General features: G+C 50.0%; 19 protein-coding genes. 5 read left to right on the forward strand and 14 right to left on the reverse strand.

Annotated elements, in window-relative coordinates:
• Positions 1-45: 45 nt before the first annotated feature.
• Positions 46-888, reverse strand: a complete 843-nt coding sequence (locus AC5I6P_RS11585; protein WP_495693910.1) for a DUF8623 domain-containing protein — start codon at positions 886-888, stop codon at positions 46-48.
• A gap of 291 nt (positions 889-1179) precedes the next feature.
• On the opposite strand from AC5I6P_RS11585, the gene murG reads away from it, so the two are divergent.
• The gene (gene murG / locus AC5I6P_RS11590) at positions 1180-2307 is read left to right on the forward strand and encodes an undecaprenyldiphospho-muramoylpentapeptide beta-N-acetylglucosaminyltransferase (RefSeq protein WP_495693911.1); all 1128 of its coding nucleotides are present in this window, start codon (positions 1180-1182) and stop codon (positions 2305-2307) included.
• On the opposite strand, the gene tadA is transcribed toward murG, so the two are convergent.
• Complete coding sequence (gene tadA, locus AC5I6P_RS11595; protein WP_495693912.1) at positions 2293-2799, reverse strand: tRNA adenosine(34) deaminase TadA; 507 nt, start codon at positions 2797-2799, stop codon at positions 2293-2295. The genes murG and tadA overlap by 15 nt on opposite strands.
• A 63-nt stretch (positions 2800-2862) precedes the next feature.
• Here tadA and AC5I6P_RS11600 point away from each other — a divergent pair, with 63 nt between their 5' ends.
• Entirely contained in the window at positions 2863-3426 is a 564-nt protein-coding gene (locus tag AC5I6P_RS11600; protein WP_495693913.1) for a chromophore lyase CpcT/CpeT, read from the forward strand.
• Positions 3427-3518: 92 nt separating this feature from the next.
• Here the strand turns inward: AC5I6P_RS11600 and AC5I6P_RS11605 are convergent, their stop codons facing one another.
• The 3 genes from AC5I6P_RS11605 to AC5I6P_RS11615 form a co-directional block, all read right to left on the reverse strand.
• Positions 3519-3908: an STAS domain-containing protein gene (locus AC5I6P_RS11605; RefSeq protein WP_495693914.1), complete on the reverse strand. Its 390-nt coding sequence runs from the start codon at positions 3906-3908 to the stop codon at positions 3519-3521.
• Positions 3909-4144: 236 nt separating this feature from the next.
• Positions 4145-5269 (reverse strand): THUMP domain-containing class I SAM-dependent RNA methyltransferase, encoded by a 1125-nt coding sequence (locus AC5I6P_RS11610; RefSeq protein ID WP_495693915.1) that lies wholly within the window; start codon positions 5267-5269, stop codon positions 4145-4147.
• A 279-nt stretch (positions 5270-5548) separates the two neighbouring features.
• Positions 5549-5731: a hypothetical protein gene (locus tag AC5I6P_RS11615; RefSeq protein WP_495693916.1), complete on the reverse strand. Its 183-nt coding sequence runs from the start codon at positions 5729-5731 to the stop codon at positions 5549-5551.
• Positions 5732-6183: 452 nt separating this feature from the next.
• Here AC5I6P_RS11615 and AC5I6P_RS11620 point away from each other — a divergent pair, with 452 nt between their 5' ends.
• The 3 genes from AC5I6P_RS11620 to AC5I6P_RS11630 all read left to right on the forward strand — a co-directional run bounded on the left by AC5I6P_RS11620 (position 6184) and on the right by AC5I6P_RS11630 (position 7483).
• Positions 6184-6612, forward strand: a complete 429-nt coding sequence (locus AC5I6P_RS11620; RefSeq protein ID WP_495693917.1) for a DUF5684 domain-containing protein — start codon at positions 6184-6186, stop codon at positions 6610-6612.
• Positions 6596-6832, forward strand: a complete 237-nt coding sequence (locus AC5I6P_RS11625; protein WP_495693918.1) for a hypothetical protein — start codon at positions 6596-6598, stop codon at positions 6830-6832. The genes AC5I6P_RS11620 and AC5I6P_RS11625 overlap by 17 nt, the downstream gene beginning before the upstream one ends.
• 195 nt (positions 6833-7027) lie before the next feature.
• Positions 7028-7483, forward strand: coding sequence for a DUF2752 domain-containing protein (locus AC5I6P_RS11630; RefSeq protein ID WP_495693919.1), 456 nt, complete (start codon positions 7028-7030; stop codon positions 7481-7483).
• 13 nt (positions 7484-7496) lie between these two features.
• Here AC5I6P_RS11630 and AC5I6P_RS11635 read toward each other — a convergent pair whose 3' ends face one another.
• From AC5I6P_RS11635 to AC5I6P_RS11675, 9 genes are all read right to left on the reverse strand, one after another.
• A complete protein-coding gene (locus AC5I6P_RS11635; RefSeq protein WP_495693920.1) occupies positions 7497-11147 on the reverse strand; it encodes an ATP-binding protein in 3651 nt (1216 codons plus the stop codon).
• A 67-nt stretch (positions 11148-11214) separates the two neighbouring features.
• Complete coding sequence (locus tag AC5I6P_RS11640; protein ID WP_495693921.1) at positions 11215-13971, reverse strand: hybrid sensor histidine kinase/response regulator; 2757 nt, start codon at positions 13969-13971, stop codon at positions 11215-11217.
• A gap of 187 nt (positions 13972-14158) precedes the next feature.
• Complete coding sequence (locus AC5I6P_RS11645; protein ID WP_495693922.1) at positions 14159-16342, reverse strand: GumC family protein; 2184 nt, start codon at positions 16340-16342, stop codon at positions 14159-14161.
• Between the two features lie 31 nt (positions 16343-16373).
• Entirely contained in the window at positions 16374-17783 is a 1410-nt protein-coding gene (locus tag AC5I6P_RS11650) for a polysaccharide biosynthesis/export family protein (RefSeq protein WP_495693923.1), read from the reverse strand.
• Positions 17784-17956: 173 nt separating this feature from the next.
• Positions 17957-18715, reverse strand: a complete 759-nt coding sequence (locus tag AC5I6P_RS11655) for a cyanoexosortase B system-associated protein (protein ID WP_495693924.1) — start codon at positions 18713-18715, stop codon at positions 17957-17959.
• A 26-nt stretch (positions 18716-18741) separates the two neighbouring features.
• Positions 18742-19677 (reverse strand): cyanoexosortase B, encoded by a 936-nt coding sequence (gene crtB, locus AC5I6P_RS11660; protein WP_495693925.1) that lies wholly within the window; start codon positions 19675-19677, stop codon positions 18742-18744.
• 4 nt (positions 19678-19681) lie between these two features.
• Complete coding sequence (locus AC5I6P_RS11665; protein WP_495693926.1) at positions 19682-20869, reverse strand: DegT/DnrJ/EryC1/StrS family aminotransferase; 1188 nt, start codon at positions 20867-20869, stop codon at positions 19682-19684.
• 234 nt (positions 20870-21103) lie between these two features.
• Positions 21104-23353 (reverse strand): TonB-dependent receptor plug domain-containing protein, encoded by a 2250-nt coding sequence (locus AC5I6P_RS11670; protein WP_495693927.1) that lies wholly within the window; start codon positions 23351-23353, stop codon positions 21104-21106.
• 195 nt (positions 23354-23548) lie between these two features.
• On the reverse strand, positions 23549-24781 hold the full coding sequence (locus tag AC5I6P_RS11675) for a hypothetical protein (RefSeq protein ID WP_495693928.1): 1233 nt from the start codon (positions 24779-24781) through the stop codon (positions 23549-23551).
• Positions 24782-24803 lie beyond the last annotated feature (22 nt).

The following is a 24803-nucleotide window of genomic DNA, read 5'->3' on the forward strand; positions in this document are numbered from 1 at the left end:
CTTCACAGAATTCTAGGCTACTTGCAAAAGTCCTTTGCCTGCTGACTACTTTGCACCGACAACTCGCAGGCGTTGAGTCACCATCGTCATTCCACCATGGCGCACAAGAACTGCCGAAATCCATTGAGAACTGGGTGTATTTGGCGCACGACCTACTTTGAAGACGCCTCCAGAGGACAGTAGCTCTAGGTCAACCGTTGAAGGTTTGACATAGCTTTTTGCCGTCACAGGTTCCTCAAGCACAGATCCCAAGAGCAAATCATTTTCTAGCGGCTCCTGCACGATCGCGTCAAAACTAAATTCTTGTCCGGGCTTGACTTGATTGGGCAGATTGATTTTGACTGAGGGTGGATTCTCGCCGGATGTAATTTGGTTATTCTCTGCCAACACATCCTGTCTGACAATCTGATTATTCTCAATCTTATGACGCGCTTCGAGTGCCGCATTCAGCTTCATTTGCTGACCGTTCACCATCTGGCTTCCGGTAATATAGGTCACTGTTTCTGCTTGGACACCAGACGCGATCGGTTGCCAAGATTTTAATTCTGTTCGATAGGTCAGTTGAGGATACTGCTTCCACAATGCCGTCAAGGATTGCTCTAGGGTTTGACGAGTCAGCCCGTCAGAGTGGGTAAAGGCAGGGCTGTAAAACTGAAGAACACCTTGTAAATTCTTGTTAGTGGCGGCGGCATCGATTTGGGCCAGCACTTGTTTGAGAGGAGCGGGGGCAGTTTGTGGAGTTGCGGCAGTCGCTCGACTGGGGGACAACTGGTTCAGGGCGATCGCAACTCCAAGCGTCAGGAAAAACAGAGCTTTCCAGGACGTTAATCCTGACTTTGCAACGAGCATTAAGCGAATGGGGGCGGCTGGCAAAGTCAAGTGGCGCATAGGGCAACTGTCTGAAACAGGTAGACTTCCAGTCAACTATACACTGAATGGCGCGGAGGAACCGGATTTTTTGAGCAGAAGCGATGACACCACCACAATGATGCTATAGACGCAACCAACGGTATTTGAAACGGTATTTGAGAGGGGTAAGAGCGCTGAGCCGATAGAAACCCGTTCTATTTGAGTCTTAGCATCCGTGAAAAACCTATGGAGAGTGTATGATTGCTCTATCATTTTTGACGCTCGATTTTTGTTTTAGCTGTGCAATCTTCAACTGTTGAGCCATTCCCTATGCGTCCTACCCCTCCGCCTCGTTTGCTAATTGCTGCAAGTGGCACGGGGGGGCATTTATTTCCTGCGATCTCAACTGCTGAGCAGCTTTCCGATTACCAAATCGAATGGCTCGGCGTGCCAGATCGCTTAGAGACAAAACTGGTAGGCGATCGCTACCCGTTGCACACAATCAAAGTGGCAGGCTTTCAGCAAAAGCTGGGACTGGGGACGCTAAAAGTCTTATTCGGCTTGCTGGGGTCTGTGTTCAAGGTGAGAAAGTTACTGCGGGACGGTCACTTCAGTGGCGTCTTTACAACCGGAGGTTACATTTCTGGACCTGCCCTATTTGCCGCACGATCGCTGGGGTTGCCTGTCATTCTGCACGAGTCCAACGCACTTCCAGGAAAGGTAACTCGCCTATTCGCCCCGTGGTGTACGGCTGTTGCCCTCGGTTTTGAAGCGGCAGCAAAGTATTTGAAGAACGCAAAGACGATTTGTGTTGGAACGCCTGTGCGATCGCAGTTTCGCTCAGCCCTCGAATCTGCTTCGCTTGATCTATCAATTCCAGATCAGGTTCCGCTCATTGTAGTAGTTGGCGGCAGTCAGGGAGCCGTTGCACTCAACAAGCTTGTGCGCCAGTCTGCTCCAGCTTGGTTTGAGGCGGGAGCGTGGGTAGTCCATATCACGGGCGACAATGATCCAGACCTAGACACGCTGCACCATTCACAGTATCTAGCCCTGCCGTTCTATAACAACATGGCAGCGCTGTTTCATCGGGCAAACCTAGCGATCAGTCGAGCAGGAGCAGGAACGCTAACTGAGCTAGCCGTGACGCACACCCCTTCGATTCTGATTCCGTTTCCGTTCGCCGCAGAAGATCACCAGACCTACAATGCCACTGTTTTTGCGAACGCAGGAGCAGCTATTTTGTTTCGTCAATCGGAACTAACGCCAGAAATGCTTCAGAACTCCGTTTTGACGCTTCTGAAAGAGCGCAATCCAACGGACTTCGCGCAGCGAACCCCTACAGAGCTTGGCAAAGCCAATCGCTTAGAGCAAATGGCAGATCGCGCCGCCTCGCTTGCTGTGGTTGACAGCGCTGAGCGAACGGCACAACTCGTGCGAGACTGCCTAGCGAGACGATGAGCGGCGACGAGCAAACCACGTTTGAAGCTGTTCGCGACAAGCCGATTCTAAAATTCCACTCAGCACCGGAACGCGATGATTTGACGCGGGGCAATCCGGCAGATTTAGCACTGTCCGAATGGCTCCCGCCTTTAGGTCGTCGGCTCCGTAGACTAAGCGCCCCAGCCGCGATAGAACAACCGCACCGGCGCACATCGGGCACGGTTCCAACGTGACGTAAAGCGTACAGTCGTTCAGATGCCAGCTTTGAAGAACTTGTCCGGCAGCTCTGAGCGCTAAAATTTCAGCGTGAGCCGTGGGGTCGCGATCTCGCTCTCGACGATTTTGCGCCTCGGCAATTAACGTTCCTTGGGCATCCACCACGATCGCGCCGACTGGCACATCTCCTTGTTCTCCTGCCCGTTCTGCTAGTTCTAAGGCGCGTTGCATCCAGTCCCGATGCTTGAGATACTCAGGATGATCGATCGGCGGCGGTGGAATGTGGTACGGCATAGCTCAGCAATACTGCGCTTATTGTAAGCCGTTTCAACGTTAGCTTAATCACGGTCTAAACCTATGTCTTCGTTAAATCTTCTGGCTCAATATTTAGCCGGTGAATTTGAGAATCGAGATCAAGCGATCGCTGATCCGGCTTGGTTTGTCCATCTCCGCCTGTGGCATCGTCCTGTCTCTCTGTTTAGCCAAGACAGTATTACTCTATTTGCCGAACAAGCCAATGTGATTAACCTCAACAATCCTTATCGCCAGCGTTTAATGCGGTTGCAGGCTCACGGTTCTGATCTCAAGGTTCAATACTATGCCTTTAAAGATCCCTCCACAGTTAAAACAGGAGGGCAGCATCCTGAATTGCTGCAAAGCCTCACCGAAGAACAAATTGAACTTCTGCCTGGATGCGTTCTTCACGTAACGCACCACGATAATTGCTTCGTTGGTTCCCCTCCAACCGATGCCCGATGCTGTTTCGCCTACCAAGGCAAAACAATTCAAGTTTCTCTAGGATTTGAAGCGCGTTCAGATCAATTTCTGAGTTATGACAAAGGCATTGAGCCAGACACCGAAAAATCTCTCTGGGGAGCATTAATGGGAGCTTATACGTATACCAAGCAAATCCAACTTTAGAACCCCCACCACAAAAACGGCAGACGAGAGATTCTATTCCATAACGCCGTGAAGAATCTCTCGTCTGCCTAAAATACTGCTTCTCAATAAACCTAACTTGCTAGACTTCTCGATATGCCTTCTAAGGCTTCTTCTTCCGTCTCAAAAACTTCAAATACCGAATCCATCATCGTTACTTCAAACACTAGCTTTGCTTCAGGATGCACATCGCAAATGCGAAAACTGCCTCTAAATTTATCTGCATCGCGCATTCCTGCAACTAAAGAAGTGAGTCCAGAGCTATCAATAAAATTGACCTGCCCCAAGTTCACGACAATATGATTACTCTCTTTGGCAATACAATCTTGTAGCTTGAGGCGAAATTGCCACGCTGTCGTGATGTCTAAGCGACCCGATGGCTGAAGAATGACAACGGTCGTGCCATCGTGAGTTGTGTGCGTTCTCTGCTCCATCTGAAGTGCCCTCTGTTCCATGTAAACCATTAATTTTTCCTTAGCGCGACCCTTTGGACTTTGCTTTGTAAACCCCTACAGAGCTTGGCTTAGCGATCGCCGCGATCATGAGCAACTAAGCTAGTTAGCCCAGAAGCCGCAGAGGGCTAACGTAGTCTGAAGCATCTTGTATTTTTTGCAAGAAGGAATAGTTTCGGGTGGAGTGGAGAAACCTGATGACCTAATCTTCTCAATGCTCTTCGAGCAATGAAAGCAGCGTCCCTATTCTAGTACAGCTCATATTTCATTAACTGACAGGGTAGCGTTCCATTGTAGACCGCAATTCGCTGGGATGATTTTAGCCTGATCGACTGCGAGAGTTCCTTATTGCCACTCAGCACAAAAGCTGTCCAGCCTTTGAAGCGCTGCTTCAGAATGTCGCCCAGCAGTTTGTAAAATGCTCCTAGGTCGCTGTCTCGCCCCAGCCGCTCACCGTAGGGCGGATTGCAAAACAGAACGCCGCTGTCTGCGGGTGCTACTACATCAGAGAGATCCATCGAGGAAAACCAGATGTGATCTAGTACACCGCAGCGTTGGGCATTGGCGATCGCTTGCTGGATCACTTCCTCGCTGCGATCGCTGCCCCAAATCGGTGCTGGCAGAAGATCTCGCTTACTGGCTTCTGCTTCTTGAATCAACTGCTCTAGAAGAGCTGAGTCAAAGTCGAGCCAAGTTTCAAACCCAAAGCGATCGCGGAACAGTCCGGGCGCAATGTTGAGTGCCTTAAGGCTGGCTTCTAAGGGCAGTGTGCCAGAACCACAGAGCGGGTCATAAAACATTTGCTCTGGTTGCCAGCCCGATAGCTGAATCAGCGCTGCCGCCAGAGATTCCTTTAAAGGCGCAGATCCCACAGCAGGACGGTAGCCTCGGCGGTGCAAGCTGTCTCCAGAACTGTCGAGGCTAACCGTGCAATGATCCCGATCAACATGAACGTTGATTCGCACATCTGGCGCTTGCGTTTCTACGTTCGAGCGATCTCCAAACGCTTCTTGCTGCTGGTCAACGATCGCATTCTTGACCTGAAGCGCAGTGAAGTGGGTGTGGTTGAGCTGTTCATGTTTTCCAGTGACATTCACTGCCAGCGTTTGGTCAGGCGTGAGATACTGCGACCAATCGATTGTTTGAATGCCGCGATAGAGATCTTCTGCATCATGGCAAGGAAATTCGTGCAGCTTCACTAAGATGCGGAACGGCAGTCTTGCCCAAAGGTTAACGCGGTAGAGCAGGGCGCGATCGCCCTCAAAGGCAACTCCACAGAAACCTGACTCGACGGAATTTGCGCCCAGCTGCTCTAGTTCTTGAGTTGCCAGCGCTTCTAGTCCCCGCGCAACTGTTGCAAAGCACTGATTCATACAGGCTAAATTCCTATGCCTCTAATGATAAAAATTCGATTCAAGGTTTGTGGTATTTGCAGCGTTTTGCGCTTAATCAAAAAGCCACTCGGCAGAACGAGAAGGTCTCATTATAGGACAATAGGACAAAAAGTACAGACTCTACCTTGCTAGGGGTGAGGATAGCGAAGTGCATCTTTGCTACCTTTACGCTTTGATCGCACTAGTTGAATTTGCGAGCCTTGAAGACTGTGCGAGTAAGGCTTAACTTTTGTTGTTCTACTCGTCGGCTTGGGAGTGTTAGCTCTTAGAGTCCTGCTGCTTGCTTGAATCAGCAGGTGTTGTAGCAACTCCCGCAACGTTAACGTCAAGGTGAGTCGCTTGAACATCCTCATCACCAGGAGAGGTATCCAATTCGTCTTGAGGAAGCTGTTCGACTCCTAAGGACTCATCATCGTGCTGGTTAGGGTGCTCGTTAGACATCGTTCTACTCCAAAAACTGCGAATTTAATACCCTCAGGTCTCTCAGGTATGGCACTTAAATATTTCAAGAGCTACATCCAACTTAAAGCGGTAAATGGTTGATTACATTGCTCTTTAGCAAGATTCAAATGCATTCAATTATCAACTCTTTAAGTGATAGAAATTACATTGCCAATATGTGAAAAATAATCTCTATAGAATCAAAGAAGCGATCGCAATCTAAATACTTTTTGCAAGATGAAGACTATTAGATGGATGGATATACCTTTTTAATGAGAAAACTCGTACTTAAAGCTCGGTTTTTATCCTAACGCTACTTCGCACAAATTAAGATTTGTAAGTTCTTGATGCATCTAGGGTGCATTCGCCTACATTGATCCTGTTATTTGACGATCGAGCAATTTAGTAGAAGAAATCGCTACTAAATATAGAAAACTACGATGCCCAATCTTATGCAACTTTCACTCATTCACCCGGTCATGGGTCTGATGCCAACCCTATTAGCTCAATTGAGCGATTCTGCTGATTCCGCTGCTAGCGCAGGTGTCTCCGCCGGAACGCTCGTGTTTTATGCGTTCGTATATGTCTTTTTCTCATTTTGCACCTGGAAAATCTTCCAGAAATGCGGGACTGAGAATGCTTGGTATGCCTGGATTCCGGTTTTAAGTACCTACGTCCTATTTAAAACAGTGGGAGATGAAAGAGCCGTTTTGTGGACGGTTCTCAGCATTATTCCCTGCGTAGGAATCGTGTCTGCTGTGATGTCGATCGTGGCATGGGTCAAGGTGTTTCAAAAGCTAGACAAATCTCCTTGGCTGCTATTGCTCTGCTTGACTGGAATTGGTGCATTTTTCGTGTTTGGCTATGCTGCGTTTGCCTAATGCCGTGATGAAACTTAAATCTAGAAAAGTCATCTTCTCGTTGCTGCTTGCCCTGTTTGCAGGCGGCTCGTTGGCAACTTATTCTGCATCTGACGCAAATTTCCTGTTCAAAACCGTTGAGCTATTAGTGATTCAGCAGATTGGAGCCGGCATCATTTATTTGGTTTGTTTTGCGCCAGATTTACTGCGATCGTCTGGCTCACGAAAGGAATCTCACTGAGTTAAAGCCGCTAAGTTTGTGCATCCTACGTGATCACACAATTCCGCAGAAAGGTATGGATTGCATTTCTGCGGAATTTGATTCAGGATGAATTTCCCCGTTATGCAAAATCTCCGCTTCCTTGAAGAAATCGGAGATCCCATAGGTGGTTTCTGTGTTCACGTTTTAATGGTGAATGATCGGCGAATTAGCAGTATGCCGTTATCTCAACAGGCTCGGATGAAACGATATTTCTATTGCGCGATCGCACTCACCCCAATTATTGGTAGTTTTACATTGCAACCGGGAATTTCATTTCTAAGCTGTCCACTAAAATACTGGGTTGGCATTCCTTGCCCCGCTTGGGGATTAACCAGAGGATTTATCGCGATCGGGCACGGACATTTTAATCAAGCTACCGCTTATCATTTATTTTCACCAGTGTTATTTATAGCATTTCTAATTGCAACAATTCATCTGTTGTTAGAACTAATTCTAAATCAGCCGGTTCAGATGTTTTATGTAAAGCTTCTAGCTCAATCTAAAATTCAAGTTTTTCTGTTGCTGATGTTGCTTGGCTATCACGGTTCACGAGTTTACGAACTTGTAACGTTAGGAACACTCCAGAGCGATATCCTTGCTTCACCATTTGGGCAAACCCTTTTTCGCTAAGAGCCCTTTTTCGCTAGGAGTGAGATTTGCCAAGCTCTTGAAAAATGGCCTGCACTAATTGATTGGGATCAATGGGTTTGGCAAGGTGTTGCTGAAAGCCTGCCTTGAGGGCTTGCTGCTGGTCGTACTCTGCTGCATACGCTGTTAGTGCGATCGCGGGAATGGTCTTTCCTCGTGGCATTGCTCGCAGCAGTTGCATCAGTCGGTAGCCATTCATCTCCGGCATTCCAATATCGCTAATAATGAGATCGGGAGTTGATTGCTCAATCGTGTAGAGCGCTTCGGCGGCAGAAGATACAGCCGTGACGATCGCTTGCTCTTGCTCCAACATAAACGTGAGGATGTCTCGCGAATCCGCTTCATCTTCTACCACTAAAATTTGAACGTCCCTTAAGTTAGCGCTCGGTTCAGATGCAGATGCGGGAGCCACTTCAACTTGATGTGTAGCCAGCGGAACTTTGACGGTAAAGGTGGCTCCCTGTCCTTCACCGAGGCTGTCTACTCCTACCACGCCACCGTGCAGTTCAGTAATTTGTCGGACGATCGCAAGTCCCAACCCTAAACCGCCAAACTTGCGAGTCGTTGCCCCATCTTCTTGGCGAAAATGCTCAAACACGTGGGGCAAAAACTGGTGACTGATCCCTTTTCCGGTGTCGGTTACTTGAATTTGAGCGTGAGATTTGCCAGAAGAAAGGTCAATGGTAATCTGCCCGCCTTGGGGCGTGAATTTGACGGCATTGGAAAGGAGGTTCCACACGACTTGCTGTAAGCGTCCTGCATCTCCATTCACCATCACGCCCTGCTTAGCACCCGTTGTTTGAATCAGTAAAGACTTCGCTTCAGCAGCTAATCGAACCGTTTCGATCGCGCTAGAAATGACCATACCTAGATCAACAGGCGCGATCTCAAGGCTCATTTTGCCGCGTAAAATTCGAGAAATGTCGAGCAGATCATCAATCAGCTGCACCTGAAGTTTGGCGTTGCGTTCGATCGTGGCGATCGCGTCCATCGCTCGTTCGCCTTTCAGTTTGCCCTGTTGCAGCAATCGCGACCAACCGAGAATCGGATTCATCGGCGTCCGGAGTTCGTGAGACACCACAGCGAGGAATTCATCTTTAATTCGATTGGCTTGCTCAGCAGCTTCGCGGGCGGCTTGTTCCTGTTGCAGCACCAGCGATCGCTCTTGTTCCACCTGCTTTTGTTGCTCAATGTCAGTACAGGTTCCAAACCATCGCGTGATTTGACCCTGTTCATTCTTTAAAGGAGTTCCTTGCCCTAAAAACCAACGGTAGACACCGTCTGCTCGTCGAAACCGATACTCAATTTCGTAGAATGCGCCTTCGTTGACTGATTTTAGCCACCGCTCACGAGTTCGTTCTGCATCATCGGGATGAATAATGTCGAGCCAATCTAAGCCCAGCATTTGTTCCATATTCAGCCCTGTATAGTTGCAAAATTGCTGATTTACATACTCATTCTGTCCTTCAACATTTGTGATCCAAACAAGTTGCGGAATCGATTCAGCTAAAATTCGGTAACGCTCTTCGCTCTCGCGCAATGCCGCTTCGGCTTGCTTGCGATCGCTAATCTCAGCACATAAAATTGAAATTCCATTTGGCGTTGGATAGACACGATTTTCAAACCAGCGATTCCAAGCCATGTAGTGATACTCGAACTGTACGGGCGTTTGTTCGCGCATCACGTGATGCAGGTGATCGTAGAACTCAGTGCCAACGAAATCGGGAAAGAAATCCCAAATGTTTTTGCCAATGACCGCTTCGCGCTGCATTCCAATAATTTCGAGTTGACGATCATTAACGTAAAGATAGCGCCAGTTATGATCCAACACAAAAAAACCGTCGCGTAGCGTAGACAACACCTCTTGCAGATTTGCTTCTGCGGTTTTGGCTTCCGTTCGCAGGGCGTGCTCTCGCGAGCGAGAGCGTTGCCGTTGTTGAGCAAGTTTGAGACTCGATTCTACCCGGGCAACCAGTTCTCTGCCTGAAAAGGGCTTGATCAGATAATCATCGGCTCCCGCTGCAAGTCCTTCGAGGCGCGATTCTTCTCCGGCTCGTGCTGAGAGCAAGATGATCGGAATATTTTGCGTTTTCGGATCAGATCTGAGCGATCGCAGGAGTTCAAACCCGTCGAGTCCGGGCATCATCACATCGGTTAGGACGAGATCAGGAAGATGCGATTCTCCTAGCGATCGCACCGCATTGAGCGCTGAAGTGCCATCTGCCACGGTTTGAACGTCATACTTCCGGCCCAATAGCCGCTTGATATACTCGCGCATATCAGCATTGTCATCTGCGAGCAGAATCCGAGCCCCAGGCTCAGCCGCCTTGACCTCCTGGATCTCCTCGGCTTCATGGTCAGTCAGCAGCCAGCTTAGCGCTTCTGCCAAGAAGGGACTCGTTCTCACAGTTCCGTCTGTGTTGCGCTCTGCGCTAATCGCGACGTTATGACCGATTTCTCGTTGATGAATCGGTACATGCGTCGTTCCAGTCGGAATCGAAACGGTAAAGCAACTGCCTTGACCGAGAACGCTAGTCACGTCGATTGTGCCAGCATGGAGTTGCACGAGTTCTTGCACCAGCGATAAGCCAATCCCAGAGCCTTCAAAACTGCGTCCTTCTGCACCTCTAACACGGTGAAAGCGCTCAAATAGATGCGGTAATTCTTCGCTAGGAATGCCAATACCCGTATCGGCAACAGCTAGTTCAACCCGATCGTCTAGCCATCTCAATCGAACAGTAATCCAGCCATGAAACGTAAACTTAAACGCATTAGACAATAGATTGAAGATGATTTTCTCCCACATCTCGCGATCGACGTAAATCGCTTCAGGTAAGGGAGGGCAATCGACTACAAGCTGCAATCCGGCACGCTCGATCGTAGAGCGAAATACACTGGCAAGCTCAGTTGTATACATCGCCAGATCCGTTGGTTCATAGGTCGCTTGCGTGCGTCCTGATTCGAGGCGAGAGACATCAAGCAGCGTATTGACAAGCTTGAGCAACCGTTGACCATTGCGCTGCATCACTTCAAGGCGATCGCGCTGCCGGGGAGAAAGCGGTTCCTCAGCATCTGCTAACGCTTCCTCTGCTTCACCCAGCACCAAGGTTAGAGGCGTGCGAAGCTCATGGCTAATGTTGCTGAAAAAAGTGGTCTTCGCCCGATCAAGCTCTGCTCGCGCCTGCTCATTTAACTTGTCTTGAGTGATGTCGCGAACTTCAATAATGGTGCCAACAACACCATTGCCTTCTCGAATCGGACTAGCTGTGTAAGCAACCGGATAAAAGCTTCCATCTTTGTGAACGAAAACTTCTTCTCCTTGCTCCTGATTGTTCTGCGGAAATGCTTGATCAATTGGACAGTCTTCTAACGCATAGGGACGCCCATCTGGATGAGTATGATGAATGACATTGTGGAGCGCCTGCCCCTTTACTTCAGCCAGCCGAAACCCCGTCAGTTGCTCTGCCGCCGCATTCATGTAAATGCACTGCTGCTGCTCATCCATGATAAAGAGAGCAAGGGTAGCATTGTTACAAACCGCTTCGAGTTGGCGTTTGTAATACTCAGCGTTGAGCGGCTCCTCTACACTCAGAGGAGGTTGATTACTGGGTAAATCTTGCTCTGCTGTTGTATCTTGTCGTGTCATAGCTCAAAGCAAACCTGCTGTTTCAGGGCGGTTTTGGGTCGAGTCAGTTGGATAAGCCAGCCAATTATTAACTGATCCTGTTACTAACTGAGCCTATTGGCTTCATTAAAAGCGCGATCGCTTCTATCAGTGTATCGGGATCGATTGGCTTTGCGATATGGCGCTGAAAGCCCGCCGCGATCGCGCGTTGCTGATCGAGTTCCCCAGCATAGGCGGTGAGGGCGATCGCCGGAATGGTTCCGCCATGATTGGGGGGCAGGCTGCGAATCTGACGAATCAGGGTATACCCGTCCATGTCTGGCATACCGATGTCACTTAGAAGGATATCGGGAACAGGCTGAGAACCAGTTGCGGGTTCTTCTGAGTGAAAGGTGCGAATTGCGGCGGCTCCTGATGTAACGGCGATTACCGTTGCGCCTTCTTGCATCAAGGCAAATTGCACCAATTCACGAGAGTCGGAATCATCATCCACGACGAGAACGCGAGTGCCTGTCAAATTCGCGGAAACCGTTTCTTTCGAGACATCAGCGGGAATGGCATTGACCCCTAGTGGAATCTTGACGGTAAAGGTTGCGCCCTGATCTTCGCCCGGACTACTGACCGCGATCGCGCCGCCGTGGAGTTCAACGAGTTGACGCGCGATTGCCAGTCCCAATCCCAGTCCACCAAATTTTCGAGTCGTAGTGCCATCTTCTTGCTGGAATCGCTCAAACACATAGGGCAAAAAATCAGCACTGATGCCTTTACCCGTGTCGGTTACTTGAATCTGGGCGTGAGTTCCTACTTTGTCTAAATCAATTGTTACCTGCCCACCGCTCGGCGTAAACTTCACCGCGTTGGACAACAAATTCCAGACAATTTGCTGCAATCGGCTCGAATCGCCCATTACCGTTATTGTCTCTGTTGGCAGGTTGGTTTCAACAGCGATCGCTTTGGCTTCTGCTGCTAGTTTGCTGGTGTCGATCGCGGCTGTAATGACGGTGCGAAGATCAACCGCCTTGATGTCCAGGCTTAACTTGCCTCTAAGAATTCGGGACACGTCAAGCAAATCGTCGATGAGCTGCACTTGAAGCGTGGCGTTGCGCTCGATCGTCTTGAGGGCTTCTTGAGTTTTGTCCAAGTTGAGCCTACCGCTTTGCAACAGTTTTGACCAGCCTAGAATTGGATTGAGCGGTGTGCGGAGTTCGTGCGATAGAATTGCCAAGAATTCATCTTTGATGCGGTTGGCAGTTTCTGCGTCGGCTCGTGCCGATTGTTCTCGCTCTAATAACTGTTCGCGTTCTTGTTCTGCCAGTTTGCGTTCTACTTCACGCTGCTTTGCAACGGTAATGTCTTCCGCAACTCCTGCTAGTCGATCGGGTTGTCCGTTTTCACCGCGCACCACAAAGCCGCGATCGCGCACCCATCGAATCGATCCGTCAGGACGAATCACGCGGTATTCTTCATCCATACTGCCCCTAGCGAGGCATCTTGTGGGAGCCGTCTTGACGCGATCGCGATCATCGGGATAAATGGTCTCAATCCAGGAGCTAAAGTCGCTCAGTACACTCGCCCTAGAGCGCCCCCAAACCTTTTCGTAGGCAGGACTCACGTAAAGCAACTGGTGAGCGTGCGGATCAAACAGCCAAAAGACGCTGTGAATTGTCTCTGCCATTTGGCGAAAGCGCATTTCGCTCTCACTCAGCGCCGCTTGCTGCTCTTCTAAACTGGTCACAAGGTAGCGCAACGACTGGGATAGTTTAGCTAATTCATCCTGACCTTTGACGATGGGAATTTCGACATGCGATCCTTGCCGACGCTGATCGGCGATCGCGGTAATCTTGAGCAAAGGATTCACAATTTGGCTGGCGCTAAGCCAGCTTAAAAGCGCAAATCCAATCCCAAATAAACTTCCTAAGCCAAGAATTTGGCGTTGTAGCGATCGCGCGGGGGCAAGCGCAACATCTGCATCTTGACGCACTAGCACGCGCCAACCTAAGCCCGGATAGCTGCGATAGCCTCGGCTTTCTGCCACTCCGGTAATAAATTCTCCATCTGGCCACGCTTCGATCGCATAATTCTGATTGTGCTGTGCCGTTTGTACACTGGGCAACGTTAGTCTCTTCCCTTGTTGAGAAGGATCTCCTAGCAGCACAGTACCTTGAGGATCGAGAATCAAGATTTCAACTTGTCGCTTGTGTCCTATAGGTTCGAGCAGGGACTTCTGAATCTCTTCTGCCCACTCCCAGTTGAGGTGGGCGGCAATGACCCCTTGCAAGTTCCCTTGTTCATCCTTAAGAGGAGCCGCTAAATCTAAAAATCGAAGTGGTTCTTGATTCGGACGCTGTAAGATTGGCTCTAGCAACTTGGCGCGATGCACATCTCCCACAAACGGACGGACTTGTGCTTTGCGAAACCAGTCTTTAGACGATGCATCAACCCCCTCTAAAATGCCCTGCGTACTGGCAGTAACGATTCCTCGCTTGTTTGTGATGCCGATCCAAGCATAGTCTGGATAGGTCTGCTGGGTCTGATTCAGCAGCGATCGCTGTTCTGCAACTAGAGCGTTAGGGTTCCGAATCGACGGCAAGGCAGCGAGAATTTGAATTTCGCGATACCGCTCAAACATGCCCCGATCAAGCTTGTCTGCCATCTGAGAGGCGAGTTCTGCCAAAGCTTCTCCCTGTGTGGCTTGGAGCCGCTCTTGAGTTGTGTTGCCCACGCTCCAACTTAGCAGCAAACACAGCAAAATCACAATGCCACCCGTTGCTACTCCCAAGCGAGCTTTGAGGCTGCGGTTTGGGTTAAGAGACATCACGCGATCGCGGAAAGGCAAATTAACCATACAAGCAGTAGCGAGAACTGGGATGGATGGGAGACGACAGAATATCCTCTTTTTCAAAAATAGAAACTCGATTCCGCCGATCAGCTTCCAATCAGACCTCAGTAGACTACGCCAATCGAAGGGTAGCAAGGCTCTATCTTAAGAGGGAAGCTAATTTTAGAATAAATTACTAGCAGTTGATGGTGCTTTAGTTTAAATGGGGTGTTGGAACGCCTTGGTGACTTGAAGCAACACCCTCGGTTGAAAGCATTTCCTGTGCTTCAGCCAGCATCGCATCCTCGACCGATCGCGGCAACTGAATGTCGGCTCCATTTGTGACAGCTCCAAGCAGCCGTAAATTATCCGATTCATTCAGTTGATCGATTGCCGTTTCGAGCAAGCTTTGCTGCGTCACGCCCGGACGGGTCACGAGAATCATGCCGTCTGTCAAGGGTTCGAGCAGGAGCGCGTCATTGCACTTACTGAGCGCTGGAGAATCGAGAATCACCAGGTCGAAGCGTCCCCGTGCGTCTTCAAGTAATCGTCGCATTTCGCTCGATTCTACAATCGACGCAGATTGCTGCTGCGGACCTGGACTCGGCACAACATAAAGGTTCTCCACATCGGGCGCAAGACGAATACAGTTGCTAATTTGTCCTAAGAATCGAAGCGGCTCAACTTGACTATCGGGATCAGGCGATAGATGGACGTAGTGAGATGCTGACCCCGATCGCAGGTCGGCTTCAACCAGTAAGGTGCGTTTACCCGCGCGAGCAGATGCGATCGCCAGATTATACGCCGTGACGGTCTTCCCTTCTCCATCGACCGTACTGATAACCATCACGACTCGCGGCGCTTTCACATCGCTCAACCGCAGATTACTCCGAAACCGCTCATAGTATTCAAAGTACGGCGAATTGGGCTGAGCCAAGACTGGGGAACTGCCGGGAATAAATGATTTCACGCGGGGCAGAACGCCCAAAATGGGCACATCTTGCTGTCGAATGGCCTCGCGCAAGTCTTCTTCCGTGTAGAACGTGCCTTCTAGAGTATCGAGTAAGAAGACAAGACCCGCCCCAACAACCAACCCGACAACACCGCCGATGCCCAGCGTGATGGGGATACTTTTTGGAGCCTTGAGACTGGCAGGAGCTACGGATGGATTTTTCGCTAAGCTCAAGCTACTGACGGTCTCGGCCTCTGCCGCTCTGGCATCGACAAGCTTTTGCTGCATCTGATCATACAAGCTCTTTTTGAGCCTCACCTGATCTTCAAGGCGAACCCGCTCCATCTGCTTGTTAGGAATGCTAGAGAATTCCTGTCGAAGCTCTTGCTGCGATCGCGCCGTTGAAATTAGCTGTTGCTGAAGCGTTTCTTGTTGAGTTTTGAGGTTAACTAGCGTGTTAGCTAACTGCTGTCTAGCTGGATCAAGGCTACTATCTTGACGCACATTGCCGATCAGTGGCGCGGCAGAACCGTTACCCCCTATCACTTCAGCAGCTCGTCTCCTCAGTTCTTCGTTAAACGCTTCTTGCTGTTTTCGCAGCGTCACCATTTGAGGATGCTCAGAGCGCAAATCCTTGCCTAAAACCGCCATTTGCGACTCAACTTGCTGAATTTGGGCACGCAGAGCCGCAATGATCGGGTCGGCACTTAAGGCAGACGAGACGTACGCTTGGTTGGGGTCGAGTCCCAGTTTGGTCTGTAAGCTGCGAATCTGCGTATTCACGCCGTCTAACTGGAGTTGCAAATCTCTCGCCTGCTGCTGGCTCCCTGTGATGGATTTGATGATGCTGCCATCCTGCGCGGCCAGAATTTGAGGTCCTTGCGATCGATCAAAATTCTCCAAAGCGTTCTCAGTTGTCGTCAGCTCGCTTTTCACCGTTGGCAACCGTTGCTGGATCGAGTCAATCACCGATCGCAATCGCGCCGAATTATTCGACCGACTCTGCTCGACAATTCGCTGCGTCACTTGCCCAATGACGCTAACGGCGCGTTGCTGATCTCTGTCTTTGTACGTCACATCGATCTGTGCCTTCCCACCGCCGTCCTTTGCTTTGTCACCGCCTGCGCCAATTTTGACCGCAATATTGCTGTTCAGTTCTTTGGGCTGAAGTCCGACCTCTTTTGCGATCGCTTCGATCAACTCTCTCGGCAACAGCGTTTCTGCTGTAAACGTCTCGACAGGTTGCCGCACTTCTGTACCAATGGTCGAAAACGCGATCGGCGGCGCATTGGAGACAAGCGAGGCTTCGGCAAGATAGCTAGGCGGCGCTTCAGGCTGAATGGCGATTACCCCGGCTGCCCCCAGTCCCACTGCAACCCCGGCAGGAATGACCCATTTATAACGGTTAACAGCGAGAAAGTAGCGCTTGATGATGGGAGGAGACATAGGTAGAAGCCCGTCGAGTTAGAGAAGACTATCAATCGTTATCGTTATCACTGTTATTCGGACCAAACAGATTCGCCGCACCGCTTCGCAATTCCCGGAAGAACAGCAGGAATCCCAGCACGTCTCGAAAGGGTTGAGTGAAGGTATTGAGCGCGTATGTGATCTTGCCGACCAAGTTGCGACCAATCACAATCACATCATTATCTTCTAAGACAACATTCTGCGTCAGGTCGCCCATAAGAACATTTTTTGCATTAATGTCACGAGACACAGCCTTTTTCTTCACCGGATCAAAGCGGATCAGGGCAACTCTGCGAAAATCGATGCGATCGGGGTTGGGGCGCGCCGCAGATAGCGCGTCTAGAAACGTGCTGCCATTGGGAAGCGTCACATTTCCTAAACCGCTACTGGCATAACTCAGAACCCTGACTGTAATTTGAGGTTTTACTAAGGTCGAGCGAGCGACCAAGTCGCGATCGTACTCCTGAGCCGCACTCTGCTCAATCTTTGGAATCACGACAACATCCCCATCTTGCAGCCGCAAATCGGGCAACGCAGACCCATCTTTCAAGGGGGTGATCAAATCAAGTTTTTCTTCCAGGGTCGAACCATCCTGCAAACTGCGTTTGACTCGAACGGCTCGCAAGTCGGCGGTTGAGGTTGCACCTCCTGCAAGCAACAATGCCGAACTGATGCGCGGCAGTTGAAGCGGGTATAGCCCCGGACGAGTGACTTCGCCAGTCAGGGTGACTAAGACCGGGCGAGGATTACTCAGCGCCAGATACACGATCGGATCGATCACATAGCGATCGAGTCCTTGCCGGACTCTCTCCTGGGCTTGTTCGATCGTCAATCCCTGCAGCGACAGACGCCCGAGCAGCGGAGCGGTGATATTTCCTTCCTGATCGATCGTGGCTTGGAAATTCAAATCGGAGAATCGTTGAACCACGACTGAAATGGTGTCACCTCCGCCCAAGCGGTATGGCTCAAAGGCTTGAGTCGGGAGCGCATTGGTGGGTGGAACAGGCGTAACGACAGCAGGCATGGTCGGTACAGGTACAGTCGGTGCAGGTACAACAGGGACAGGCGGTACAGGTACAGACGGTGTAGGCGGCACAACTACACGGCTTGGTGTGCTTGGAGTTGGCATCGGCGCTGGAAGTTCACCCCGCTCCCGGAGTCGTTGCCGGGCTTGCTCAACGAGATCTAAAGACGTCGGACGCTGAGGAAGCACGGTTGGGTCGGTGTTGCGCTCTGGCACAATTGGATCCGCCGGGTTGAGCACAGGAGGCATCGGAGTCTGACTCATTAAAGTTTGACTGGATGCAGAATCAGCCCATGCTGAGTTGGTAAGCCAAGCCAGCATCCCAAGTGGCAACGTCGCTGCGACAGAATGAGTACCGATTAAACAGAAAGCAGTCAGTCGAGAAGCTAAAGACATAACGAGAAGACGGGCGGGCTAATATCACGATGGATCTCACCGATACTCAGTAAATACCCATTTAAGCAAGATTATTCACACTGACCCCATTGGTTTCAGGGATCTCAGTATCAAAATTTGTGTTGTTTTTGATGAAGTCTGCCCTTCATTCTACGGGTGGATCACAAATTCGCTCACCCAGCGTTCTCTTTTAAAGCACCTTCCATCAAGGTAATTTGCACAGTCTGAGCTAATGACTCCAGTTTCGACCAAGATTTCTCAATGTCGTCTAAGGGTTCGATGGGCATTAACAGGCTCACCGCCACCCAAGGCACGCGACGATCGCTCCATTGCGCCATACGATCCGCCACAAACCAATGGCTCGGCATGGGATGCCCTCCCCCTGACCAGGCATACCATTGCAGCACTGCATAGGTTTGTCTGTCAGTCCACGCTCGAAAAAAGCGGGCGGTGACTTGAGCAGGCGATTTGGAGGTGATAAATTCTGCGGTTCGGGTAGAATCAGTTTTCCAGCCTTGGACGCCATCGAGATCAGTCCATTCTACGGCAGGCTGATCTAACGGCCCATTCTGCGGAAACAGAAATATGGTTGCTTTTGTTGGAGAGCTATTTGTTGGAGAACTGTTTGTTTGAGAGCTATCAATCGCTCTGTCTGGGTTGCGCTTCTCGCTAATCGTTTGTTGCAGCCAGCGATGCTCCCCAATAATTGCAACGCGCTGATCATCAGTTTGCCACTCCGTCAACGTCAGCCCATCTTGTCTAAGCTGCTTGAGTTGCTTGAGAACTGTGACTCTTGGCGGCGATGTCCAACGCCAGTTGCCGCCCGATAAGTAGCCTGGAATTGCCCCCCAGCAGACGAGGACAACCAGCAACAGGAGAAGACTTAACTTGGTGAGGGAAAGCTGCTTGAGCTTGGGCAAAGACAGGTGCATGAGGCAAACTCAGATAGGGGCAAAATTTAAGGCAAGTCTTGAGTTACGGCTGGCGCGAAGAACGCTTCGAGGTGACGAATCACCACCACTAGTAAACCCAGCATGATCGCCGAGTAGCCATCGCCGCCCCAGCCATCGTGTAACCAATGAAAAGCAGCGGCTTGGCTCGTGCCATGAAAGTACGCTAGCAGGGTATTTCGGACGATATTTGCGAGAATGCTAATTGCGATCGTGGCGGTCAAAAAAGAAATAACAATGGGGCGCACCCGCAAGTTATCTGTCCAATACAACAACATCAACGCCACATATAAACTGGTAAACAGCATCTTCAGTCCAGCACAATAAGGCGCTACCTCTACGAGCTTGCCTCCAACTAATAGATAGATGTTTTGCACGGTCACATCCATTCCCAGTTGAGCCAGAACGAATCCTGCGCTTCCCGCAATGAAGGCTTGTAGCGGCAGGGTATAAGGTGTAATCAGATAAGGAATTTCGTTTGGTGTTGCCAAAAAGACGAGTAGCAGTGGAAACGATTGCAGCTTCAGACCGGGTATGCCTTTGAGCCATAAGCACAGTCCAGTAAGCAGCACAGGAAATGAGATATTGACCGGATCAGGTAATCCACTGAGATATAAAACTCCAGCCATCAGTAGAAATACTGCGCCTGACAGGGTTGCCCCTGCAAATTCTTGGCGCTGCTTTGGGCGGGCTGTCATTCGATGTAGAACGTCTTGAGGCGAATCGAGCCGTTGCCATCGTCGGCGGTGTGTCCAGGCGATGTATGCAGCAAACGGCAGCCCAATCAACCCATGGCTAAAGTACTCGTGTTCAATGCTGATAGATTTTCGCAGCCAACCGTCATACCAGTGAACCAGTAGGGGAGCATACATTAGCGTTAGCAAGCCGAGTAGAGCAACATCACTCCAATAGCGTTCGATAAGAGAGAGCCGGGCAGTTCGCATGGCGTTAGGCCGAGAGTTGGATTGCAGATGGTGTGGCGAGAGCTTCCTCAATCGCGCCCATCACTTGTATCACATGTTCCTCAGTAAGACCCGGATACATGGGTAAAGAAATAATTTCTTGACAAAGGGCTTCTGCGATCGGGAAGTCTCCGACGCGGTAGCCCAAGTTCTTAAAGGCAGGCTGGAGATGGCAGGGCAACGGATAGTGAATTCCGGTTTGAATTCCTTGGGTGTCTAGATGAGCTTGCAGCGCGTCTCGATTAATCTGGCAGGGGGTCTCACCCAGCAGTGTATTCTGAAACGCTCGAAGCACATAGAGATGATAGACATGACCTTTGCCGCTCTGGTTTTGAATCGGCAACAATCCTTTGGAGTGGAGCGGTTTCAGAAGTGCGTTGTATTGCTCGGCGATTTGGCGGCGATCGCGGTTCCACTCATTTAGGTACGGCAGTTTGACACCCAGAACAGCCGCTTGCATCGAATCCAATCGACTGTTTGTGCCGTAATCGGTGTGAAAATATTTGCGGGGTGCGCCATAATTTCGCAGAGACCGGAGTTTTGTGGCGATCGCCTCGTCTTGAGTGACGACCATGCCACCATCACCCAACGCCCCCAAATTCTTACTCGGATAAAAACTAAAGGCGGCGGCCATGCCGACTGAACCTGCTTTGTATCCTTCTCGCTGAGCTAAATGTGCCTGCGCTGCATCTTCAAAAATTAGCAAACCGTACGTATTTGCTAAATCTCGTAACAAGGTCGGCGATACCATTTGACCGTAGAGATGCACAGGCACGATTGCGCGAGTTCTGGGTGTGATTACGTTTTCTGCCGCCACTAAATCGAGCAATGCGGTCTTCGGATCGCAATCGACTAATATAGGAATTGCGCCTGTTCTTAAAACGCCAATTAAAGTGGCAACAAATGTATTCGCCGGTAGAATAACTTCATCACCATTGCCAATTCCGCAAGCTTGCAAACCGAGCGCGATCGCATCCGTTCCACAAGCGACTCCTACTCCAAATGAGGCTCCGCAGGCGGCGGCGAAGGCCTGCTCAAATTCCACAACCGCTTGTCCTAAAACATAATCGCCTCGCTCCATGACCGTGCGAATAGCGCGATCGATCTGCGCTTGAATGGGTTGGTGTTGCGGCGTCAAATCGACAAATGGAATGGCGGTAGGAATGCTCTGCATAAGTCATGCCAGTAAGGAAGCTAGTCAGGGTTAGAGTACCCACAGAAGGGGTATCAATTCAGATTTGCATGATTTCTAAGGCGCGTTGACAGACGCACTTAAAATCGCCCTGTTCTTCGTTGACATTAATTCAATGACATTAAATTAATATCATTGAGCGCCAACTGAGGGATCGCAACTTGAGCACTATCGCCTGCTCTTTTCCTTTACTCTGGCTTCTCCACTTCTGGAGCTTCAAAAACTCGACTGTACTCCAAGGCGGTAAGTCAGTCCAGGTTGATAGATTCGATTTGATTTTTCATACGTGCGATCGGCAAGGTTCTCAAGCAGCAGCGTGAATCCTAACTGGTTTGTAATCGGAATCCGGACTCCAAAATCTAAGTTAATCCAGCCCGGAGAGAACTCGCGACTATCGTCTCCTGGGTTTAGAAAAATTGCTCGCCGTGCCCCGCTAAAGTAGCTGGCATATAAATTCACTTCCCATCCATTCGAGGCATAGCCAACGCCTAGCTGGGCACCAGAGTAAGGGATTGAGCTTAACTGCAATCCTTTTTCAGCACCACTTCCAATCTTGGCATCGGTGTAGGTGTAGTTCACAAACGTTGACCACTGCGGCGAGACTTGCCAGCGTACGGCCGCTTCCAATCCGTTTGTATTCACGAGTCCAATATTCGCCCAACGTCCCGATTGGATGCCTAAGCGATCGCTTAATCGACTGCCAAAATAGGTTAATTGCCCGGTTAACCGCGAGGAAAGTTGAACATCGACTCCGGCTGACCAAGATGCACCCGTTTCAGGGTCTAAGTCTGGATTGGGCAACCAATTATGCACGGTGTCAAACAGGTAAAGTTGATCGAGCCCTGGATTGCGATGCACCGATACGACACTGCCACGCACCGCAACATTCGGAGAAATCGCCCATCGTGCGCCCACACTGGGGTTAAGATAACTTCCGAAATCACTGGTGAAGTTTTGCCGCAGTCCAACTTCAGCCTGTAAATTGTTGGTGATTTGCCAAGTATTGAGCGCAAATAGAGACGCTTGGAAGCGATCGCGCTCAATCTCACCATTCAATCTCGAAAATTGAGGCACAGTACTAGACAGTTCTCCTGTGAGAAACGCATTCTGTAGATCAATCCCCCACCGAAGATTGTTGGTTCTACTGGTTTGCCAATTATGTTCAACTCTGGCGTTCAAGGCACGAGAATCGAGGTCTCCAGTGCGAAAGAATCGTCCTTGGGCAGGACCTGACGTATTAAATTTGTCTTGATTAAACGATAACGTTGTCGTTAAGGTTGAATCGTTGCTGCTCCCTAGCTGAGATCGCCAGGTTAAGCCAGCATTTAGCTTGTCGTGATTCAAGCGATCGCGCTGAAGCGGAAATCCAAAATAAAGCAGTCCTCTTCGACTGGTAATTGCCGAAACATCCAAGCTCAACGTGTTACGCGAGTTGAGGTCTAAGCCAAAGCTGCCATAGTAATTCTCAAGCTTTGTGTCGCCGTTAAACAGCCGTCCATCTGCCCCGCGATTGGCTGCCCCAACAGGCACTCGATAGTCGTTGTCTGCCTGAAATCGTTCGTAGCTAAGAATGTAGTTTACCTTGCCTGACGAGCCTGTAAAATTGCCTCGATAGTTGGATAAGCCATAGGAGCCGAATTGTGCAAGTCCATTCAATTTCGGCGTGCCGCTCCCTTTTTTGGTGATAATGTTGACCACACCGCCTACCGCTTCTGAACCGTAGAGCGTGGCGCTGGTTCCGCTCGACAGTTCGACTTGCTCGATCGCACCTGCAGGAATGCCGTTTAGATCGGTTGCACCGTGATAGGTATTGACGTTCGTCCCGATCGGTCTGCCATTGAGCAAGAACACGGACTGATTGATCGATGCGCCCCGGTAGAACGTTCCAGTATGAATATCTGCGCCATAGCCGACATCATTGATCGCAAATCCTGGTAGACCGCGTAAAATTTCTGCGGCGCTGTCTGCTCCCTGCTTGCGAATCTCATCTGACTGGATTCTATACACTGGGCTAGACGTTGGCTTTTGACGTTTTCCTTCAACGACAACCTCTTCTTCAGGTGCTGATTCTTCTTCAGGCAGTGATTCATCAGAAATTGCTTGAGTCACGATTGAAGGAGTTGAAACCTGAGCTAACTTCGCTTGAGATACGTTAACCCCCGTTTCAATCAGTAATTTAGCCTCAGTTTTTGGCTCAAGATTGCGGATTCGCAGTACTGGTGTTGAGTTCTGCTCAATGCTGAACTCATTGGGTAGGGCATTAATAATAGAATTTAAGCTACGATTCGCTTTTCTAAGTTCTAAAGTGTTGCGCTTAGCATTGCTCCAATCGTTAACAGTAACGGCGACATCTTCTACTTCAGTTGCTTTAACAGAAAGAACTTCAGCGAATACTGGATTAATGCCCAGGAACGCAGTACTTGCGGCCCCTAACGTTAGTTTGAGATTAAGATTTTGTTTCAGCACAGTGTCTACTTCAATTTAGAATTGCCTGCCAGGTCAAGGGTTAGGCAATCTTGGTGACACGAATATCATTTGTGCAAAAGGATTCTGCCGTCAAAAGACAGTTCGTCGTACATGCGGCGGTACATCGCTTAAATCGCTAGGACAATTTGCTCTAAGCACTTAAAGCGGCTCAAAAGTATCCCTTCCCTATTGTTGCTATTTAGCTTGGTTCCGAACCTGCCGCGCTATATCCAACAGGGCTGACCAGCGTTTCTGAAGTTGCTTTGCCGTCAGCCTTAGTGTTTGCATGATCTCTTGATCATCGGCTTTGGCTTGCTTGAGTTGCAGAAGCTGTTGCTGATCGACCGAAAGAGTTCCTAAGAAGAGGTCCCACTGCTGAGTGGAGAGTCCAAAGTTTTGGTCTAAATCAGCTCCAAGCCATTCGTGAACGACTTTCCAATTGCCAGAGGTCGTGAACTTTTCAACGTGATATTTAAAACGCTGTTGCAGATAATCGCGTTGCCGGGGTGTCAAATTTAGGATGTCATCGATCTCCGGCACAGACAGATCTTTGAGCTTGAGCGTGAGATAGTCTACACAGTCTTGCTGCCCTTGAGATCCGAGATATTGCATTAGTTCGGCAATGACGCGATCGCGCAATCCCGATTCCGACGAATCATCTTTATCGGCGACCATCTGCTCTCGAATCATTTGCAGCACTGGAGACCGTCCATAGGTATCAGCTTCGTCACCTTTGGCGGTTTCCATTGCCGTTTCAATATCGACTGCAATTTCTTGAGGCTGACGACTAGCAAAGCGCTGCGCCCGTAGAATCACAAGCTGTTGGCTGTGCTGAGTGGGCAGGGTAATGCGACGCTTGCCGTATTGCTCAGTGAAGGCCATATATTCTGCCAGTTCTAGCCGAGTCCGAGGCTGATAGGTTTCGGCTAACTGATTTTCCCGGCGAAACGCTCGCAGCGATTCGGTGTAAAAGCCTTGGAGGAAGTCTTCGATCAAGCTGTACCGCGCTTGAAAGCTCAGTTGCAAGTGAGCGGGCGCGATCGGCCGGTACACCATCGTACTGAGACTGCTGTGAAGCTCAACCCGACCCTGACGCGACCCTAATCGATAGTAGTGAACGCACTTTTGCAGCCGATACCGCGCTAGCGTTAACCGCCACGATCCAACCTCGCCCGAATGCTGAATGCGATCGCTCTTTGCACAAATTCGCTCTACTTCTGTTGCAATCCGGTCGGCAACGGCATGCACTGCCTTGCCCGCCACGGTCAGTTCAGATTCCAGTTCGGCTGCTAGCAGGTTGACCAAGCGCTCAGTAGAATTGAGTTCTACAGAGTGGGCCGTTACACCAACGTGACTAGGATCCCAATTATCATTTTCTAAGGGAGTAACGGTTAGCCGCTTAGAATCTTTAATAGATTTCGCGTTCATAGGTTCGACCTGGACTTGGTAG

It is taken from the genome of Myxacorys sp. (assembly GCF_059501405.1).

Coding starts and splice junctions, on each gene's coding strand:
- AC5I6P_RS11585 (WP_495693910.1), bottom strand. CDS start 888: ATGCGCCACTTGACTTTGCCAGCCGCCCCCATTCGCTTAATGCTCGTT.
- murG (WP_495693911.1), top strand. CDS start 1,180: ATGCGTCCTACCCCTCCGCCTCGTTTGCTAATTGCTGCAAGTGGCACG.
- tadA (WP_495693912.1), bottom strand. CDS start 2,799: ATGCCGTACCACATTCCACCGCCGCCGATCGATCATCCTGAGTATCTC.
- AC5I6P_RS11600 (WP_495693913.1), top strand. CDS start 2,863: ATGTCTTCGTTAAATCTTCTGGCTCAATATTTAGCCGGTGAATTTGAG.
- AC5I6P_RS11605 (WP_495693914.1), bottom strand. CDS start 3,908: ATGGTTTACATGGAACAGAGGGCACTTCAGATGGAGCAGAGAACGCAC.
- AC5I6P_RS11610 (WP_495693915.1), bottom strand. CDS start 5,269: ATGAATCAGTGCTTTGCAACAGTTGCGCGGGGACTAGAAGCGCTGGCA.
- AC5I6P_RS11615 (WP_495693916.1), bottom strand. CDS start 5,731: ATGTCTAACGAGCACCCTAACCAGCACGATGATGAGTCCTTAGGAGTC.
- AC5I6P_RS11620 (WP_495693917.1), top strand. CDS start 6,184: ATGCAACTTTCACTCATTCACCCGGTCATGGGTCTGATGCCAACCCTA.
- AC5I6P_RS11625 (WP_495693918.1), top strand. CDS start 6,596: ATGCTGCGTTTGCCTAATGCCGTGATGAAACTTAAATCTAGAAAAGTC.
- AC5I6P_RS11630 (WP_495693919.1), top strand. CDS start 7,028: ATGCCGTTATCTCAACAGGCTCGGATGAAACGATATTTCTATTGCGCG.
- AC5I6P_RS11635 (WP_495693920.1), bottom strand. CDS start 11,147: ATGACACGACAAGATACAACAGCAGAGCAAGATTTACCCAGTAATCAA.
- AC5I6P_RS11640 (WP_495693921.1), bottom strand. CDS start 13,971: ATGGTTAATTTGCCTTTCCGCGATCGCGTGATGTCTCTTAACCCAAAC.
- AC5I6P_RS11645 (WP_495693922.1), bottom strand. CDS start 16,342: ATGTCTCCTCCCATCATCAAGCGCTACTTTCTCGCTGTTAACCGTTAT.
- AC5I6P_RS11650 (WP_495693923.1), bottom strand. CDS start 17,783: ATGTCTTTAGCTTCTCGACTGACTGCTTTCTGTTTAATCGGTACTCAT.
- AC5I6P_RS11655 (WP_495693924.1), bottom strand. CDS start 18,715: ATGCACCTGTCTTTGCCCAAGCTCAAGCAGCTTTCCCTCACCAAGTTA.
- crtB (WP_495693925.1), bottom strand. CDS start 19,677: ATGCGAACTGCCCGGCTCTCTCTTATCGAACGCTATTGGAGTGATGTT.
- AC5I6P_RS11665 (WP_495693926.1), bottom strand. CDS start 20,869: ATGCAGAGCATTCCTACCGCCATTCCATTTGTCGATTTGACGCCGCAA.
- AC5I6P_RS11675 (WP_495693928.1), bottom strand. CDS start 24,781: ATGAACGCGAAATCTATTAAAGATTCTAAGCGGCTAACCGTTACTCCC.